This is a genomic window from Orrella dioscoreae, from assembly GCF_900089455.2.
Taxonomy (GTDB): domain Bacteria; phylum Pseudomonadota; class Gammaproteobacteria; order Burkholderiales; family Burkholderiaceae_B; genus Orrella; species Orrella dioscoreae.
Map to the genome: position 1 here is coordinate 4,603,094 of NZ_LT907988.1, position 15,941 is coordinate 4,619,034.

Annotated in this window: 16 protein-coding genes; 3 read left to right on the forward strand and 13 right to left on the reverse strand. The window is 68.5% G+C overall.

Annotated features, from left to right (window positions below):
- Positions 1 to 4: 4 nt before the first annotated feature.
- The 12 genes from ODI_RS21060 to ODI_RS21115 form a co-directional block, all read right to left on the reverse strand.
- On the reverse strand, positions 5 to 829 hold the full coding sequence (locus ODI_RS21060) for an ABC transporter ATP-binding protein (protein WP_082985434.1): 825 nt from the start codon (positions 827 to 829) through the stop codon (positions 5 to 7).
- On the reverse strand, positions 826 to 1,920 hold the full coding sequence (locus ODI_RS21065; protein WP_067757358.1) for an ABC transporter substrate-binding protein: 1,095 nt from the start codon (positions 1,918 to 1,920) through the stop codon (positions 826 to 828). The genes ODI_RS21060 and ODI_RS21065 overlap by 4 nt, the downstream gene beginning before the upstream one ends.
- A gap of 52 nt (positions 1,921 to 1,972) precedes the next feature.
- Positions 1,973 to 3,058 (reverse strand): ABC transporter substrate-binding protein, encoded by a 1,086-nt coding sequence (locus ODI_RS21070; protein WP_067757360.1) that lies wholly within the window; start codon positions 3,056 to 3,058, stop codon positions 1,973 to 1,975.
- Positions 3,059 to 3,101: 43 nt separating this feature from the next.
- A complete protein-coding gene (locus ODI_RS21075) occupies positions 3,102 to 4,634 on the reverse strand; it encodes a class I adenylate-forming enzyme family protein (protein WP_067757363.1) in 1,533 nt (510 codons plus the stop codon).
- Positions 4,618 to 5,469 carry a VOC family protein gene (locus ODI_RS21080; protein ID WP_067757365.1) on the reverse strand — a complete coding sequence of 284 codons (852 nt, stop codon included), beginning with the start codon at positions 5,467 to 5,469 and terminating at the stop codon, positions 4,618 to 4,620. Before ODI_RS21080 ends, ODI_RS21075 begins: the two co-directional genes overlap by 17 nt.
- A gap of 4 nt (positions 5,470 to 5,473) precedes the next feature.
- The gene (locus ODI_RS21085; protein WP_067757368.1) at positions 5,474 to 5,911 is read right to left on the reverse strand and encodes a PaaI family thioesterase; all 438 of its coding nucleotides are present in this window, start codon (positions 5,909 to 5,911) and stop codon (positions 5,474 to 5,476) included.
- A 16-nt stretch (positions 5,912 to 5,927) separates the two neighbouring features.
- Positions 5,928 to 6,932 carry a zinc-binding dehydrogenase gene (locus ODI_RS21090; protein WP_197707165.1) on the reverse strand — a complete coding sequence of 335 codons (1,005 nt, stop codon included), beginning with the start codon at positions 6,930 to 6,932 and terminating at the stop codon, positions 5,928 to 5,930.
- A 48-nt stretch (positions 6,933 to 6,980) separates the two neighbouring features.
- On the reverse strand, positions 6,981 to 7,784 hold the full coding sequence (locus tag ODI_RS21095; protein ID WP_067757373.1) for an ABC transporter permease: 804 nt from the start codon (positions 7,782 to 7,784) through the stop codon (positions 6,981 to 6,983).
- A gap of 2 nt (positions 7,785 to 7,786) precedes the next feature.
- Positions 7,787 to 8,593, reverse strand: a complete 807-nt coding sequence (locus ODI_RS21100; RefSeq protein WP_067757376.1) for an ABC transporter ATP-binding protein — start codon at positions 8,591 to 8,593, stop codon at positions 7,787 to 7,789.
- 176 nt (positions 8,594 to 8,769) lie between these two features.
- Complete coding sequence (locus ODI_RS21105) at positions 8,770 to 9,963, reverse strand: alpha-hydroxy acid oxidase (RefSeq protein WP_067757379.1); 1,194 nt, start codon at positions 9,961 to 9,963, stop codon at positions 8,770 to 8,772.
- Positions 9,964 to 9,970: 7 nt separating this feature from the next.
- A complete protein-coding gene (locus ODI_RS21110) occupies positions 9,971 to 10,978 on the reverse strand; it encodes a Bug family tripartite tricarboxylate transporter substrate binding protein (RefSeq protein WP_067757382.1) in 1,008 nt (335 codons plus the stop codon).
- A gap of 183 nt (positions 10,979 to 11,161) precedes the next feature.
- Positions 11,162 to 11,884 (reverse strand): ribonuclease activity regulator RraA, encoded by a 723-nt coding sequence (locus ODI_RS21115; RefSeq protein ID WP_067757385.1) that lies wholly within the window; start codon positions 11,882 to 11,884, stop codon positions 11,162 to 11,164.
- 163 nt (positions 11,885 to 12,047) lie between these two features.
- On the opposite strand from ODI_RS21115, the gene ODI_RS21120 reads away from it, so the two are divergent.
- A complete protein-coding gene (locus ODI_RS21120; RefSeq protein WP_067757387.1) occupies positions 12,048 to 12,926 on the forward strand; it encodes a LysR family transcriptional regulator in 879 nt (292 codons plus the stop codon).
- Between the two features lie 8 nt (positions 12,927 to 12,934).
- Here the strand turns inward: ODI_RS21120 and ODI_RS21125 are convergent, their stop codons facing one another.
- Positions 12,935 to 13,684 carry a GntR family transcriptional regulator gene (locus tag ODI_RS21125; protein WP_082985435.1) on the reverse strand — a complete coding sequence of 250 codons (750 nt, stop codon included), beginning with the start codon at positions 13,682 to 13,684 and terminating at the stop codon, positions 12,935 to 12,937.
- A 259-nt stretch (positions 13,685 to 13,943) separates the two neighbouring features.
- Here ODI_RS21125 and ODI_RS21130 point away from each other — a divergent pair, with 259 nt between their 5' ends.
- Both ODI_RS21130 and ODI_RS21135 read left to right on the forward strand, forming a co-directional pair.
- Positions 13,944 to 15,146 carry a CaiB/BaiF CoA transferase family protein gene (locus ODI_RS21130; protein ID WP_067757390.1) on the forward strand — a complete coding sequence of 401 codons (1,203 nt, stop codon included), beginning with the start codon at positions 13,944 to 13,946 and terminating at the stop codon, positions 15,144 to 15,146.
- The gene (locus ODI_RS21135) at positions 15,136 to 15,933 is read left to right on the forward strand and encodes an enoyl-CoA hydratase (protein WP_067757392.1); all 798 of its coding nucleotides are present in this window, start codon (positions 15,136 to 15,138) and stop codon (positions 15,931 to 15,933) included. Before ODI_RS21130 ends, ODI_RS21135 begins: the two co-directional genes overlap by 11 nt.
- Positions 15,934 to 15,941: the final 8 nt, after the last annotated feature.

Consider the following 15,941-nt stretch of genomic DNA (forward strand, 5'->3'; position numbering starts at 1 on the left):
GGTCTCACAGCGTGGCGCGTGCCGGTTCATCGGACGGCACCTGCGCGGCGGGCGCGGAGAAATGCCGGCGCAGGTGCTGCGTGGCAGCGACGAAAGCCGGGTCCGAGAGCGTGTCCAGCGTGCGCGGGCGCGGCAGGTCGACGCGATAGTCCTCCACCACGCTGCCCGGCCGCGTGGACATGACCAGCACGCGGTCCGACAGCAGCACGGCTTCGGGAATGCTGTGCGTGATGAAGAGCACCGACTTGCGGTCGCGCATCCAGATGCGCTGCAGCTCCAGCGTCAGCGTCTCGCGCGTCATGGCGTCCAGGGCGGCGAAGGGCTCGTCCATCAGCAGCAGGCGCGGGTCGCGCTGCAGCATGCGGGCCAGGCCCACGCGCTGCTGCATGCCGCCCGACAATTCGTTGGGATAGTTGTCGGTGAAATCGCGCAGCCCCACCAGCGCCAGCAGGTCCAGCGCGCGTGCCCGGCTGGCGGGGGTCTTGTCGCCCACCGTGTGCGTGGGCAGCAGCACGTTGTCCAGCACCGTGCGCCAGGGCAGCAGCGTGGGCTTCTGGAAGGCCACGCCGATGTCGGCGCCCGGTCCGCGCACCGGCGCGCCGGCCACCTCGATGCTGCCCGAGGTGGGCGCAATGAGGCCCGCCGCCAGCTTCAGCAGCGTGGACTTGCCGCAACCGGACGGCCCCAGGATGGTGACGAACTCGCCGTCCGCCACCGCCAGGTTCACGTCGCGCAAGGCCTCGATGGCACCGCGGCGCGTGCGGTAGCTGAGCGACAGCGACCGGGTGCGCAGCATCGGCGCGCCTGTCGCGGGAACGGACGCACTCATTGCACCGCCTGGGCCTGGGCCTGCTTGCGCACGGCCTGGGCATCGAAGCGCGAGTACTGCTGCACCAGCGAATTGTCGAAGATGCGCTCGACCGGGATGTCCGCGGTGTTGAACTCGCCGGCGGCATGCATGGCCTTCACGAACTCGCGGATCACCGGCAGGTCGAACTCGCCCGCCACGCGGTCGCGGCCGTCAGGCGTGCGCAGCGTGCTGTTCATGCGCTTCTTGACCAGCACCACGGCCTCTTCCAGCGCCTTCTTCGGGTCGGTGTCCTTGGGGCGTGCCTCGGGCTGGTATTTCCAGAAGGTCTCGGCGCACAGGGCCGGGTTGGCGTCGCAGGCGATCACGGCCTTGGTATAGGCGCGGCCGAAACGGGCCAACAGCTCGGGGTTGTCGCGCAGCGTGTCTTCGTGCGTGACGAAGCCATTGCTGTTGATCTTCTGGAAGATGGGCGGATACGGCAGGCGGTGCACCTTGGTGCCCGTCAGTTCCAGCAGCGCGGTCCACGTGCTGTTGTAGTTCAGCGCATCGACGCGGCCTTCCTTCAGGGCCAGGAAGCCCGACCCCAGCACGCCCACGGCGACGATGTCCACGTCCTTGCCGGGCGTCAGGCCTTCCTGGCGCAGCAGCGCGCGCGTCGAGGGGATGGTGCCCCAGGTCAGCGCGCCCACGCCGATCTTCTTGCCCTTCAGGTCGGCGATGGTCTTGATCGGGCCGTCCGCCAGCACCGCCAGCTCCAGCTCGTTCGATGGAATGGTGTTGTAGAAGTAGCGCACGGGCAAGGGCGTCTTGCCGGTCTCGTGGCTGGCCAGCACCGGCTCGGGCAGCGGCAGGCCGATGGTCACCTTCTTGGACGCCACTTGCGGCAGCAATGCGCCCGCGCCCTGGAAGACGATGGTCTTGACCTCGATGTTCTCTTCGTCGAAATAGCCGAGGTCCTTGCCCAGGCCATAGACGCCGCCGCTGGCCACGGTCAGCGGAATGCCCAGTGCGATGGTGACGGTGTCCTTGGCGTGCGCCGCGGCGGCGCAGGACAGGGCCAGCGCGGCCACGCCGGCGCGCGCAAGAGGATGAAGGAACGGGTTCTGCATGATGGGGCTAGGTCCTGGGAAGAATGCGGCGGGCGCGACACCCGCCGCCGCGCTATTTCGCCGCCCGGGCTCGGGCGACCAGCGCGTCGCGATCGAAATCGCTGAAGGCGGGCACGAAATCGTTGGTGAAGATCTGGTCCAGCGGCACGTTGGCGTGCGGATACTCGCCCGCGTCGGCCATGGCCTGGATGCCGCGCTGGATGGCGTCGAGCTTGTATTCGCCGGGCACGCGGCGCTGGCCGTCAGGCGTGTACAGCACCCGCTTCAAGCGGCGGCTGAGCAGTTCCACGGCATCGGCCAGGGCCTTGGCCTCGTCCCCATCCGGCCTGGTGGAAGGGTTCTGCTGCCAGAAGGCCCGCACGCAGAAGGCAGGATTGGTTTCGCAGACCACCTGCGCCTGGGTATAGGCGCGGCCGAAGCGGCGGATCAGGTCGGGCTGTTCCTTCAGCGTGTCGACGTGCGCGATGAAGCCGTTGCCTGCCGTTTCCTGGAAGACCTGCGGATAGGCGATGCGGCGGATCTTGGTGCCGCTGAATTCCAGCTGGTCATGCCAGCTGCTGTTGAAGTTCAACGCGTCCACGGTGCCATTGCGCAGGGCCTGGAAACCCGCGCCCAGCGCGCCCACGGCCACGAAGCTCACGTCCTGTCCCGGCGTGAGGCCTGCCGTGCGCAGGGCGGCGCGGCCGCCCGGGATCGTGCCCCAGGTCAGCGCGCCCACGCCGATCTTCTTGCCTTTCAGGTCGGCCAGCGTCTTGATGGGCGAATCCGCCAGCACCGCGAATTCCATCGTGGTGGCCGGCACGCCGTTGTAGACGTACTTCAAGGGCAGCGCATCCTTGCCCTGGATATAGGTGGAAATGACCGGCTCGGAGGTGGGATAGCCGAAGGTCACGCGCTTGCCCGCCACTTGCGGCAGCAGCGGGCCGGCGCCCTGGAAGACCACGGTCTTCACGCTCAGGCCCGCTTCCTTGAAGAGGCCCAGCGCCTCGGCCGCCGCATAAGGGGCGCCGTCGTGCACGGCGGCTGGAATGGCCAGGGCCACGGTGACGTCGTCCAGCGCATGGCTGGGTGCGGCGGCCAGGGCGCCGGCGGAGAACAGTAGCGCGGACAGGGTATTGCGCAGACGCAGGGGAAGCATGAGGAGTCCTTGGATCGATCGGAAATTCGGAAGCCGCGTGGCGTCAGGCGTGCGCCGCCTGCCCCACCGCCTCGGTCGCCTGGCGCAGCAGCAGCTTGCGATCGACCTTGTTGGTGGTGGCCAGGGGCAGCGCATCCAGCACCCACACGCGGCGCGGGTGCTGGAAGGCCGGCATGTGCGCCAGGGCATAACGCTTGATGGCCGCTTCCTCGAGCTGCACGCCGGGCGCGGCCACGACGTAGGCCACCGGCTTGTGGCCCTTGATGTCGTCGGGCACGGGCACCACGCAGGCCTGCTGGATGCCGGGATGGGTCTCCAGCACCTTCTCGACCTCGCCGGGGAAGATGTTCTCGCCGCCGCAGACGAACATGTCGTCGTCACGGCCCACGAAGTAATAGAAGCCCTCGGCATCGCGCCGCAGCACGTCGCCCGTGACGTAGTAGCCGTCCGAAGTGATCGCGCCACGGATGTCGGGCCGGTTGTGGTAGCCGTTCATGATGGCCGGGCTCTTCAGCTGCAGCACGCCCTGCTCGGCCTCGCGGCCTTCGGCATCGACCAGGCGCACGCCCACCTGGGGATGCGCATAGCCCACCGACATGCGTGGCTGCGGCAGGCCATCGGGATGCGGACCGAAAGTGACCGGGCCACCCTCGCTGGTGCCATAGGAATTGATGATGCGCGCCTGCGGCAAGGCACGCTGGATGGCGGCGAACAAGGCCTCGCTGACCGGCGCCGAGCCCATGCGCACCACCTGCACCGAAGACAGGTCGGCTTGCGCCAGGGCATCCGTCTCGCGCAGGGCCATGGCCATCATCGGCGGCACCGAGGTCAGCCAGGTCGGGCGATAGCGATGGATGGCCTCGATGTAGGGACGCGCCTTGAACTGCGACATCAGCACGATGCTGGACTCGCCGGCCAGCGCCAGTTGCGACAGGGCCAGCGCGTTCATGTGATACATCGGCGCGGCGATCAGGTAGCGCTGTTCACGGTGGCGCTGGCCGCCCAGGCGCGTCTTCACGACCCACAGGTGGCTCTGGTGCGACAGCACCACCCCCTTGGGCTTGCCGGTCGAGCCCGAGGTGTACATGAAGAAAGCCGGTTCGCCGGGTTCGGGCTCGACGGGCGTGAACGGGCCCGGATCCAGGAAGGCATCGAAGGACTCGTCGCCCGTGCCGTCGAACACCACGGCGGGCAGGCCCGCGGGCGCCTGGCCGCGCCGCGCCGCATCGGTGAACACCAGCACGGCGCCGCTGTCGGCGATGACGAAATCGGAAAGCGCCTGCGGGAAGCGGTAGTTCACCGGCACCAGCACGAGGCCCGCACGCTGCGTGCCCAGCAGGGTCGCCAGGAATTCGGCATTGTTGGCCGACAGCACGGCCACGCGGTCGCCGCGCCGCAGGCCGCGGCGCAACAGGCCGCGCGCCACGGCGTTGGCCAGGTCGTCCAGCTGGCCGAAGGTGAATTCACGGGCAGCCAGCGCATCGTCCAGCGCGATCAGCGCCACCGCGTCACGATCGGCGCCGGGCGGAATCAGGTCGCCCTGGTTGCGGGGAAAGACATCAGGCTGGCTGCTCATACTCGAAATCCAAGAGGGTGTTGTAGGCCGTGAGACTCACGGCCAGGCCGCCATCGCGCGCCACGCTGCGCACCTGCGTGCCCAGCGCCGCCACGTGCGCCCGCAGCGCGGCCGGGTCGCCCGCGCGCAGGGTGATGGCGCCGAAGAAGCTGCCTCGGCCATAGCCCTGGCAGGCCAGCTCGCCGTAACGGGCCAGATAGGCGGCCGGTGTCACGATGTCCAGGGAGAACGCCGGACCCTGCACGCGCCAGGCGTCATCGCCCAGCGGCCGGGCTTCGCCAAAGGACGCTTCCGCATGGCGTTGCGCATCCCAGGCGGGCTGGCCGGACACGACGGTCAGGCGCGAGAGACCGCGCACGCCGTTGGCGTGGCCTTGCCACTCGGGCCGCCACACCAGTTCCGGCGTCAGGTGCTGGCAGTAATAGACACGTCCCGCGGCGAAGGTCTCGGCCGCGAAACGCACGGTGCGGAACGACGCCTCGTAGCGCTTGCCATCGAGTTCGAGGGGCCGCGTGAAGGCATGCAGGGGCAGCACCGGAAAGCCCCGCTGGACCAGGCCCGCGTGGACGGCATCGGCGGACTCGGGCTTGTAGACCAGGCCGTCGATGCCGCCCGGCTGCGCCAGGATCTCCTGGCGCAATGCGCCGCCATCGGTGGGCAGGCCGATCAGCTCCAGGTAGTCATGGTCGAAGACGATCAGGTGATTGACCGACCCCATCGCATGACGGCCCTGGGGCGTCAGCGTGAAACCCAGCCGCGCGAACAGCGCGGCGGCCGCATCCGTCTCGAAGCGGGTGTTGACGACCAGGTGGTCCAGCGGCAGCGCTTGCGTCATGGCATCAGGCCTTGGCGGGGGCCGGCGCCGTGGCATACACGCCGCGGCCGCTGGCCAGCAGGCGGCCCTCGGCGTCGTGCACGCGCGCCTCGGACACCGAAAACTGCTTGCCAGCCTTGATGACCTTGCCGTGCACCGTCAGGTCGCCCGGCATGGCCGGACGGTGATAGTCCACGCGCAGGTCGATGGTGGGCACGCCGCGGCCGGTGGTCGACACCAGCGCCCAATCGGCGGTCAGGTCGATCAGGGTGGCCAGGATGCCGCCGTGGGTGTAGGGATGGTCGGGATTCACCACCCACTCGTCGCGCCAGGTGGCGCGCAGGGTGATTTCCCCGTCGCCCACGGACAGGACCTTCAGGCCCAGCCACTGGTGATACGGGGCGCGCAACAGGCGCGCCTCGACGTCCTGGGCGGTGGGCAATGCGTTGTTCTGTTCAGACATGATGCTTCTCCGGCGTTCAGGGCGTGACGACGATCTTGCCGATCACCTTGCGGTCGCGGATGGCGGCGAGGCCTTCGGCCGCGCCTTCCAGCGGCACCACGCGGTCGATCAAGGGCTTGATGCGACCTTCGCTGACCAGGCCCAGCAGGGCACGCAGGTCTTCGTCATAGAAGCTGTTGGAGCCCTTCACGTTGATCTCGAAGCTCCAGACGTAGCGCAGGTCTTCCTTGGGATCGTGGCCCGCCGTGGCGCCGCACACCAGCAAGGTGCCGCCGCGCTTGATGCACTTGAGCGAGGGCACCCAGGTGTCGCCGCCGGTGAAGTTGACGACGACGTCCACGCCGCCCTCGTTGTTGCGGCGCTGGGGCTTGCCGTACTGGCCGATGGCCCACTTCGAGAAATCGGTCTCGCGGTAATCCACCACGTGGTCCGCGCCCAGCGCCTTCAGGCGCGCCAGCTTCTCGGCGCCGCTGGCGCAGGCGATCACCTCGGCGCCAAGCAGCTTGGCCAGCACGACCGAAGCCGTGCCCACGCCGCCGCTCGCGCCCAGGATCAGCACCTTGTCGCCGGCCTTGACCGTCTTGTGCGTGATGAGCATGCGATGCGCGGTGCCATAGGCCACGGGCAGCGCGGCGGCGTCCTCGAAGCTGACGTTGTCGGGCAGCGGGATCAACTGTTCGGCGCTGGCCAGCGTGTACTCGGCCATGCCGCCGTCCAGCATTTCGCCCATCAGGCCTTTCTGGCGATTGAGCGGATTGACGAGCACGCGGTCGCCGGCCTTCCAGCCGGTCACGCCCTCACCCACCTCGGTGACCGTGCCGGCCAGGTCCAGGCCGATGACCACGGGCAGCGGCACCTTGATGCCGGGCATGCCCTGCACGGTGAAGACGTCGTGATAGTTGAAGGAAGAGGCGCCCACGCGCACGACGACCTGCCCCGGTGCAATGGCGGGCACGGGCTTGTCGCTGACGACGTGAAGCTGGTCGAGGCCGCCGTGTGCATTGAGCACCAGGGCCTTCATGGTTTTGGACATGGCTAGGATTCCAGACGTTGGGGGAAATGAACGGCCTCAGGCCTGCGCTGGCCGGCGCCAGCGGAACAGGTGGTTTTCCAGCGGCTTGAGACAGCCGAACTCGATCAGCACCATCAGCACGACGAGCGTGATGGTCCAGGCGAAGACCTGGTCGGTCTGCACCAGGTCCGCCGCCTGGCGCAGGCGGTAGCCCACGCCGTTGGACGCGCCGATGGTCTCGGCCACCAGCGACACGCGCCAGCCGAAGCCGAAAGCCAGGCGCGCGCCGGAAAAGAAATCAGGCAGGATGGTGGGCAGGTAGATCTTGCGCAGCACCTGCAGGCGCGACATGCGGAAGCTGTGGGCCAGTTCCACGAAGTCGGCCCGCACCGAGCGCGTGCCCTGCCAGACGTTGGTCAGGATGAGCGGCAGCGCCGTCATGAACACCACGAAGATCGTCGTGGCGTTGGAGATGCCGAACCAGATGATGGCGAAGATGGCCCAGATGGCCGAGGAGATCGTGTTGGTCACGGCCAGCACGGGCTCGAAGAACTCGCCCAGCTTGCGGCGGCTGCCCAGCAGCAGGCCCAGGGCCGTGCCCACGATGGCAGCCAGGACGAAGCCCGCCATCACGCGATAGAAGGTCGTGCCCAGGTCGCGCCAGAACGTGTCGCTGGCCAGCAGGCGCTGCAAGGCGTCGCCCACGCGCGCCGGGCCAGGCAACACATAGGCCGGCACGCCGCGCGCCACCAGCCACCACACGCCCAGTAGCAGCACGGCCAGCAGCAGGCGCCGGCCGGCGGCCACGCCCACGGCGCGCCAGTTCCAGCCCGAGGCACCTGCCTGCGTGACGGTCGTCATGGCTAGACCCTCACCCGCAACTGGCGCACGCGCTCGGCCACCTCGGCCTGCTCGGGCAGGCGCGGGCGCGGCAGGTCCAGCGCCACGCGCTCGCGCACGCGGCCGGGACGCGGCTGCAGGATGACCAATTGGTCGGCCAGCACCACCGCCTCCTCGACGTCGTGCGTGACGAAGACCACGGTGATGCCCTGCTCGGCCTGCACGGCCAGCAGTTCCGCGTGCATCTGCGCGCGCATGGCGGGATCGAGTTTCGAGAACGGCTCATCCAGCAGCAGGATGCGCGGCTGGTTCACCAGGCTGCGCGCCAGCGCGGCGCGTGCGCGCATGCCGCCCGACAATTCGTGCGGATAGGCCTCGGTGAAATCCTTCAGGCCAACGGATTCCAGCGCGCGATGCGCACGCGCCAGGCGTTCGGCACGCGGCAGCCGGGCGGCTTCCAGGCCGAAGCTCACGTTCTCCAGCGTGGTGCGCCAGGGCAGCAGGCGGTCATCCTGGAACAGGTAGCCCACCGAGCGCCAATCCGTGAACGCAGCCGTATCCTGCCCCGCGATGCGGATGCTGCCGCTATCGGGGTGGGCCAGGCCTGCGATGAGATTGAGCAGCGTGCTCTTGCCGCAACCCGACGCGCCCAGGATGGCCAGCACCTCGCCCTGCCGCACGTCGAGATCGATGTCGCGCAGCACCTGCAGCGGCGCGCCGCCGCGGCGGGCGAAGGTCTTGTTGACGCCGCGCAGCGAAATCACCGCCTCGCCGGAATGGGCAGGCGACGCAGCAGGATGAAGGCGGCTGAGGTCGGATAGGTCGGTCATGGCACGCGGTGGAGGCTATAAGCGGCGAAGTTGCATTCAATGGACCTGAACACAACGCCGGCTTATTTAGACTAGCCCCGTACCGGTATGCACCTGAACGATTTATTCCCTATCTGTTCATAGCTGAACTTTTTAAGATTAAAAAGCTTTCAGCTTATGCCCACTGGGCAATGCCCTCACGCGCGCGCGACGCGCGGCGCCAGATGGCGCACGGCATCCAGCTGCGAGACGTCCGTGACGCCCAGCATCGCCATGTCGCGCGAGACTTCGGCCGACAACAGCCCGATGGCGTGCCGCAACCCCGCCATGCCACCGACCGCCGCGGCATAACCGAAGGGCCTGCCGACGAAGGCGCACTTCGCGCCCAGTGCCAGCGCCTTCAACACGTCGGTGCCGCGCCGCACGCCGCTGTCGATCATCACCGGAATGTCCGGGCAGGCGCGCACGATCTCCGGCAGGGCGCGCAAGGGGGCGATGGCGTCGTCCAGCTGCCTGCCGCCATGGTTCGACACGATGATGCCATCGGCGCCCAGGTCGCGCGCTTGGCGCGCATCGTCGTCCCGCAGCACGCCCTTGACCACCAGGCGGCCGCGCCATTGCGCGCGGATCGCGCGCAGCGTGTCCCAGTTCAGGTTGCCACGCTCGGCGAAATCGCGCATCACGCTGGGCGACAGGATGGGCGCGCCGCGCGTGGCATAGTTGTTCTCGAAGTGCGGCATGCCGTGCCGCCACAGCGTGCGCAGGAAGGTGCCGAACAGCCAGCGCGGATGCGTGATGCCCTGCCACGCCAGGCTGACGCTGGGGCGCATGGGCGCCGAGAAACCGCTGCGCGTCATGTTCTCGCTATTGGGCTTGACCTGCGTATCGACGGTCACGACCAGCGTCTGGAAGGCGGTCTTCGCCACCCGGTCGATCAAGGCCTCGATGGCCGCGCGGTCACCGGGAAGGTAGGCCTGGAACCAGGCCTGCGGATGCGCCTCGGCCACCGCTTCCAGGGGAATCAGCGACGAACCGCTCATGATCATCGGCACGCGCGCCTCGGCCGCGGCCTGCGCCATGACGAGGTCGCCGCGATAGGCCGACAGCGCCGACAGCCCCAGCGGGCAGAGGCCGAAAGGCGCGGCGTACGCCTGCCCGAACAGGGTCATGGCGGTGCTGCGGCGCGAGACGTCCACCATCACCGCGGGCCGGAACACGTAGTCGCGGTAGGCGTTGCGGTTCTCGTCATAGGCCGCGCCCGTCTCGGCCACGGCCCGCAGATAGCCGAAGACCGGCCGCGGCAGGTGCCTGCGCGCGGCGGCTTCGAAGTCATCCAGCGAGAGCACCCCGCGCAGGCGGCGCGGCAAGGAGACCGATGACGGGTTGCCCATGCGCGTCTTACTCCGGCTTGATGCCCGACTTGCGGACGAGATCACCCCACTTCACGCTCTCGGCCTGCATGTAGTCACGGAAGGCGGCGCTGTCGCGGCCCTCGATCTTCATGCCCTGGTCGGCCATCTTCGAGCGCATCGCGGGGTCGGCCAGCGCGGTCTTCACGCCGGACTCCAGCCTGGCCACCACGCTGCCGGGCGTGCCCTTGGGCGCATACAGGCCAAACCAGGTCAGCGCCTCGAAGCCCTTCAGGCCCGACTCGTCCACCGTGGGAATCTCCGGCGCGGTGGGCGAGCGCTCCAGGCTCGACACCGCGATGGCGCGCAGCTTGCCGCTCTTGATGTGCGGCAGCAGCGTGGGCAGGTTGCTGAACATCAGCGGCACCTGGTTGCCCAGCAGGTCGGTGATGGCATTGGCCTCGCCGCGATAGGGCACGTGCACCATCTTCACGCCGGCCATGGAAGCGAAGAGCTCCATGGACACGTGCTGCGGACCGCCCAGGCCGGACGAGGCATAGGTCAGCTCGCCCTGCTTTTCCTTGGCGTAGTCGATGACGTCCTGCACCGTCTTCAAGGGCAGGGAGGGCTGCACGACCAGCACCAGCGGCACCGAGGCCACCAGCGAGACCGGCACGAAGTCCTTGATCGGGTCGAAGCGCAGCGTCGGATACATGCCCGGCGCGACCACCATGGTCGACTGCGTGCCCAGCAGCAGCGTGTAGCCGTCGGGCTGGGCGCGCGAGGCCGCCTCGGCGGCGATGGTGCCGGTGGCGCCCGCGCGGTTCTCGATCACGTAGGACTGGCCGAAGGCCGTGCCCAGGCCCTGGCCGATCTGGCGTGCGACGTTGTCCACGGCGCCGCCGGCGGAGAAGCCCACCAGGATCGTGGTCGGCTTGCTGGGATAGTTGTCGGCGGCCTGGGCGGTGACGCCCGGCATGAAGGGGGTGGCGAGTGCGCCGGCCAGGGCTGCGCCCAGCAGGCGGCGGCGCGAGCGCGCGGCCAGGGTTTGCTGCATGGTTTGTCTCCGTGTTGCCGCCAGGGCGGCTTGGTATGGCTTTTCTTTTATGGGGGACTGCGGGTCTGACAGGCACTGCGGGCGCTGCGCATTCCGCCAGCCGCGTCGGCGGCGGGCAGGACGCTGCGTGCATCCGCCGCTGGCGGATGCACGTGATCACTCATCTTGCGGCGGTGTGCCGGTTTACTTCTGCGTGTCGCGCCAGGCCTTGTAGCGGGCGGCGGCGGCTTCGTTGGGCGGATAGAGGCCGGGCAGCGGCACGCCGGCATCCACTTCCTGCATGATCCAGCCTTCCAGGCGTTCCTGCTCGACGGCGACATCGACCACGTCGTTGATGAGGTCGGCGGGAATCAGCACGGCGCCGTCACGGTCCAGGACGATGTAGTCGTTCGGGAACACCGCCACGCCGCCGCAGCCGATGGGCTCCTGCCAGTTCACGAAGGTGAGGCTGGCCACCGAAGGAGGCGCGGCGGCGCCGCTGGCCCACACGGGCAGGTCGGTGCCCAGCACGCCTTCCAGGTCGCGCACCGCGCCGTCGGTCACCAGCGCAGCCACGCCACGCTTCTTCATGCGGGCGCACAGGATGTCGCCGAAGATGCCGGCATCGGTCGCGCCCATGGCGTCGACCACGGCGATGGCGCCCTCGGGCATGGCTTCGATGGCCGCGCGCGTCGAGATGGGCGAGGACCAAGAGGCCGGCGTCGCCAGGTCTTCGCGGGCCGGCACGAAGCGCAGCGTGAAGGCGCGGCCAACGATGCGCTTGCCCTGTGGCACGAGCGGGAAGGCGCCGCGCAGCCAGACGTTGCGCAGGCCCTTCTTCAGCAGGACCGTGGTGAGCGTGGCGGTGGTGACGCCTTCCAGCGCTTTCTGAATCTTGGGATCGATGGGCAAAGCTTCGACGGACATGACAAGGAACTCCTGGCGGCAAGAAAGGAATGGCATCGGCCGCTTCTGGGACGACCTGTGCCCGGGCCCGTCGGGCGGGCCCCGTTGCAGTCCATTGTGGTACAGCCAGTAACTGAAGCACAATTTGCTTTTAGAACTTTGAGAATGAAGGATTTGTGGATTCATGGATACCCGCTACGTCGACACCTTCGTGCTCGTGGCCGAGTGCGGCTCCATGGCGGAGGCCGCCCGCCGCATGAACATCACGCCCACGGCGCTGGCCCAGCGCCTGCATGCGCTGGAGCGCGAGTTCGGCGTGCCGCTCTTCAGCCGCTCGGGCCGCTTCGTGCGCATCACGGAGGGCGGCGCCCGGCTGCTGGAGCGCGCGCGCCGCTTCCAGCGCGAGGTGCGGGCGCTGAAGGCCGCCGTGTCGACCGAGGGTTTTCCCGGGGGACTGCGCGTGGGCTCCATCCGCACCGCGCTGGGCAACGTGATCCCGCTGGCGCTCAAGCACATTGCCGATCACCATCCCGGCCTGGACGCCACGGTGGAAATCGGCGCCTCGCATGAGCTGTACCACCAGGTCACGGGCGGCAAGGTCGACGCGGCATTCCTGGTGGAACCGCCCTTTCGCACGCCGAAATCCTTCTCGTGGCACACCTTGCGCGTGGAGCCCCTGGTGCTGCTCGCGCCCACGGCGCTGACCGGTATCGACCCCGACACGCTGCTGGCACAGGAGCCGCTGCTGCGCTATGACCGCCGCACCTGGGGCGGTTCGCTGGCCGACCAGTACCTGCAGGCCCGCAACCTGCGCCCGCGCGAGCGCTTCGAGCTCGACTCGCCCGACGGGTTGGTGACGCTGGTGGAAATGGGCCTGGGGATCTCGCTGGTGCCGGACTGTTTCCGGCCCGGCACCCTGCCCCCCGGCGTGGCCGTGATTCCGCTGCCGCGCAACACGCTGGCGCGGCGACTGGGCGTGCTGTGGCCCCATCACTCGACCTACGGCCGGCTGTTCGAGACGCTGGTGGCGGCCATGGACACCGACGCCAGCGCGGCGACCTAGGGCCTCTGTTAATCCGCCAGGTCCGCCAGCAGCCGCTGCTTGCCGGCCAGCACGTGCTGCTCGGCAAGCTCACCGGCCAGCACCACGTTGCCCGCCTTGATCGCATCGACCATCGCGCGGTGCTCCTGGTTGGAGCGGTGCATCTTCGCCGTGTAGTTGAAGAACTTGCGCCGGAAGAGGTGCAGTTCGTTGACGTATTCCGTGTACGCGCGCGCCGCGTGCCGGTTGTTGCTGTAGGCCAGGATCGTGTCGTGGAACCGCAGGTTCAGCTCGTAGTACGCGCTGCCGTCCGAGATCGCCGTGGCGGCCTCCATCGCGGCCAGCTGCGAGTCCAGGTCGGCCTCCCGCTCGGGTGACAGGTGCTCCGTGGCGCGCCGCGCCGCGAAGCCGAAGATCAAGGCCCGCAGGTCGTAGCTTTCCAGCATGTCGCGCATGGACATCTGCCGCACGAACATGCCGCGATGGGGCACCGCCGTGACCAGCCCGCTGCCGGCCAGGATGCGGATGGCCTCGCGGATGGGACCGCGGCTGATGCCCATCTGCTGCGCCAGCGCGGCCTCGTTCAGGCGCGCGCCGGGCGCGATGTCGCCCGCATAGATGAGGCGCTTGATCTCCTCGGCGGCGGTCGCGGCCAGGAGCGGTGTCTTCGCCTCGGCCACGGCGGCGGCGGCGCCGTCGGCGGGCTGGGCATTGGCGCTGGCCTTGGACGCGCGCGCGGCACCGCGCGGCGTGGCCTTTTTCTCGATGTGCTCGGTCATGGGCTGGCGCTTGTAGAGAGTGGGCGCTGACGCGAAACCTCGCCAGCGGACGGCGCGATTGTACCTTCACTTCACCAAAATCGATGACGAACGATGAATTATCGTATTCGATTCAAATGAAAGTGTTGACACTTTTTGATCGACTCCATACCATCGTCCTCACAAAATCAAAACCGGCCTTGCCTGTCGCAAGCGTCCGGACGGATGGCAGCCCGGCGTGCGGCGCCCTGTCATCAGACACGTGAGGAGCACACCCGCCATGACGAACACCCCCGCCAGCCCCCCCGCCCTGCCCCTGAGCCCGTACCGGGTCATCGACCTGACCCGCGTGCGCGCCGGCCCCACGGCCGTGCGCCAGCTGGCCGACTGGGGCGCCGAGGTCATCAAGATCGAGGAGCCGGTCAAGGCCAGCACCGAGACGGAAATGGGCGGCATGCGCCTGGGACCTGACTACCAGAACCTGCAACGCAACAAGAAGAGCGTCACGCTCAACCTGAAGGATCCCGAGGGCCGCGCCGTGCTGGAAAAGCTGGTGCGCGAGGCCGACGTCATCGTCGAGAACTACCGTCCCGACGTGAAGCACCGCCTGGGCATCGACTATGAAACGCTGAAGGCCATCAACCCGCGCCTGATCTATGCCAGCATCTCGGGCTTCGGCCAGGACGGCCCCTACGCCAAGCGCCCCGGCTACGACCAGATCGTGCAGGGCATGGGCGGCATGATGTCGGTGACCGGCCTGCCCGAGTCCGGCCCGGTGCGCGCCGGCATTGCGGTGGCCGACACCACCGCCGGCCTCTATTGCGCCATCGGCATCCTGATTGCCCTGCTGGACCGCGAGCGCACCGGCAACGGCCAATGGGTGCAGACCTCGCTGCTGGAAGCCCAGCTCGCCATCCTCGACCTCCAGGCCGCGCGCTGGCTGGTGGCCGGCGAAGTGCCGATCCAGGCGGGCAACAACCATCCCACCATCATCCCGACCGGCCTCTTCACCACGCAGAACGGCCCGATGACCCTGCAGGTTCCCGGCCAGCTGATGTGGGAACGTTTGTGCAAGGCGATGGACAGGCCCCAGTGGCTGGAAGACCCACGCTATCGCACCAACCGCGACCGCTCCGACAACCGGGTCGCCCTGAACCAGGAAATCAACGACATCCTGATGCAGCAGCCGCGCGAATACTGGATCGAGAAACTGAACGCCGCCGGCCTGGCCTGCGGCGCGGTCAACACGGTGGACCAGGCCTTCGCCGATCCGCAGGTACAGCACCTGGGCATTGCCTGGCCCGTGACCCATCCGCAACTGGGCGACATCCAGCTGGTCGGCCAGCCCATCCGCAGCAACCGCCACCAGGCAGCCCTGCGCAGCGTCGCGCCCATGCCCGGCGAGCACAACGCCGAGATCCTGGGCCAGTTGGGCCTGCAACAGAACGAGCTTCAATCCCTGAGGAACCGGCATGTCATCTGACGTCATCACCGCCGAGCACACGCCCGTCATCCACTATGCCGTGGACGGCGGCGTCGCGACGCTCACCATCGACCATCCCACGCGGCACAACGCCATGACCTTCGACATGTGGGTGCTGCTGCCGCAACTGATCGAACAGGCGGACGAGGACCCCGCCGTGCGCGTGGTCGTGCTGCGCGGCGCGGGCGGGAAGGCCTTTTCATCGGGCTCCGATATCTCGCAGTTCGGCGAACGCCGCAGCACCGAGGAAGGCATCACGCTGTGGAACAACACGGTGGTCAAGGCCGTGGCGCGCCTGGCCGCCCTGCGCAAGCCTTCCATCGCCATGGTCGACGGCCTGTGCTTCGGCGGTGGCATGGGCCTGGCCCTGCATTGCGACATGCGTTTCGCGACGCCGGCCTCCAGCTTCGCGATTCCCGCGGCCAAGCTCGGCGTGGCCTACTACCCCGACTGGCTGCGCCGCCTGTCCGCGCTGGTGGGACCGGCAGTGGCCAAGGAACTGATGTACACGGCGCGCCGCTACGACGCGCAGCAGGCCCTCGCCGTGGGACTCATCAACGACGTGCGCGCGCTGGCCGACACGGAAGCGATGGCCGCGAAGATGGCAGGGCTGTCGCCGCTCAGCCACATCGCCAGCAAGATGGCCATCGACGAAGCGGTGAACCCGGGCCTGCACGGCCTGGAGGCCTGCCAGCAGGCCTTGCGCGCCTGCTTTGCCAGCGAGGACTACAAGGAGGGCCAGGCGGCATTCCGCGACAAGCGCCCGCCCGCGTTCACCGGACATTGAACCCGCCG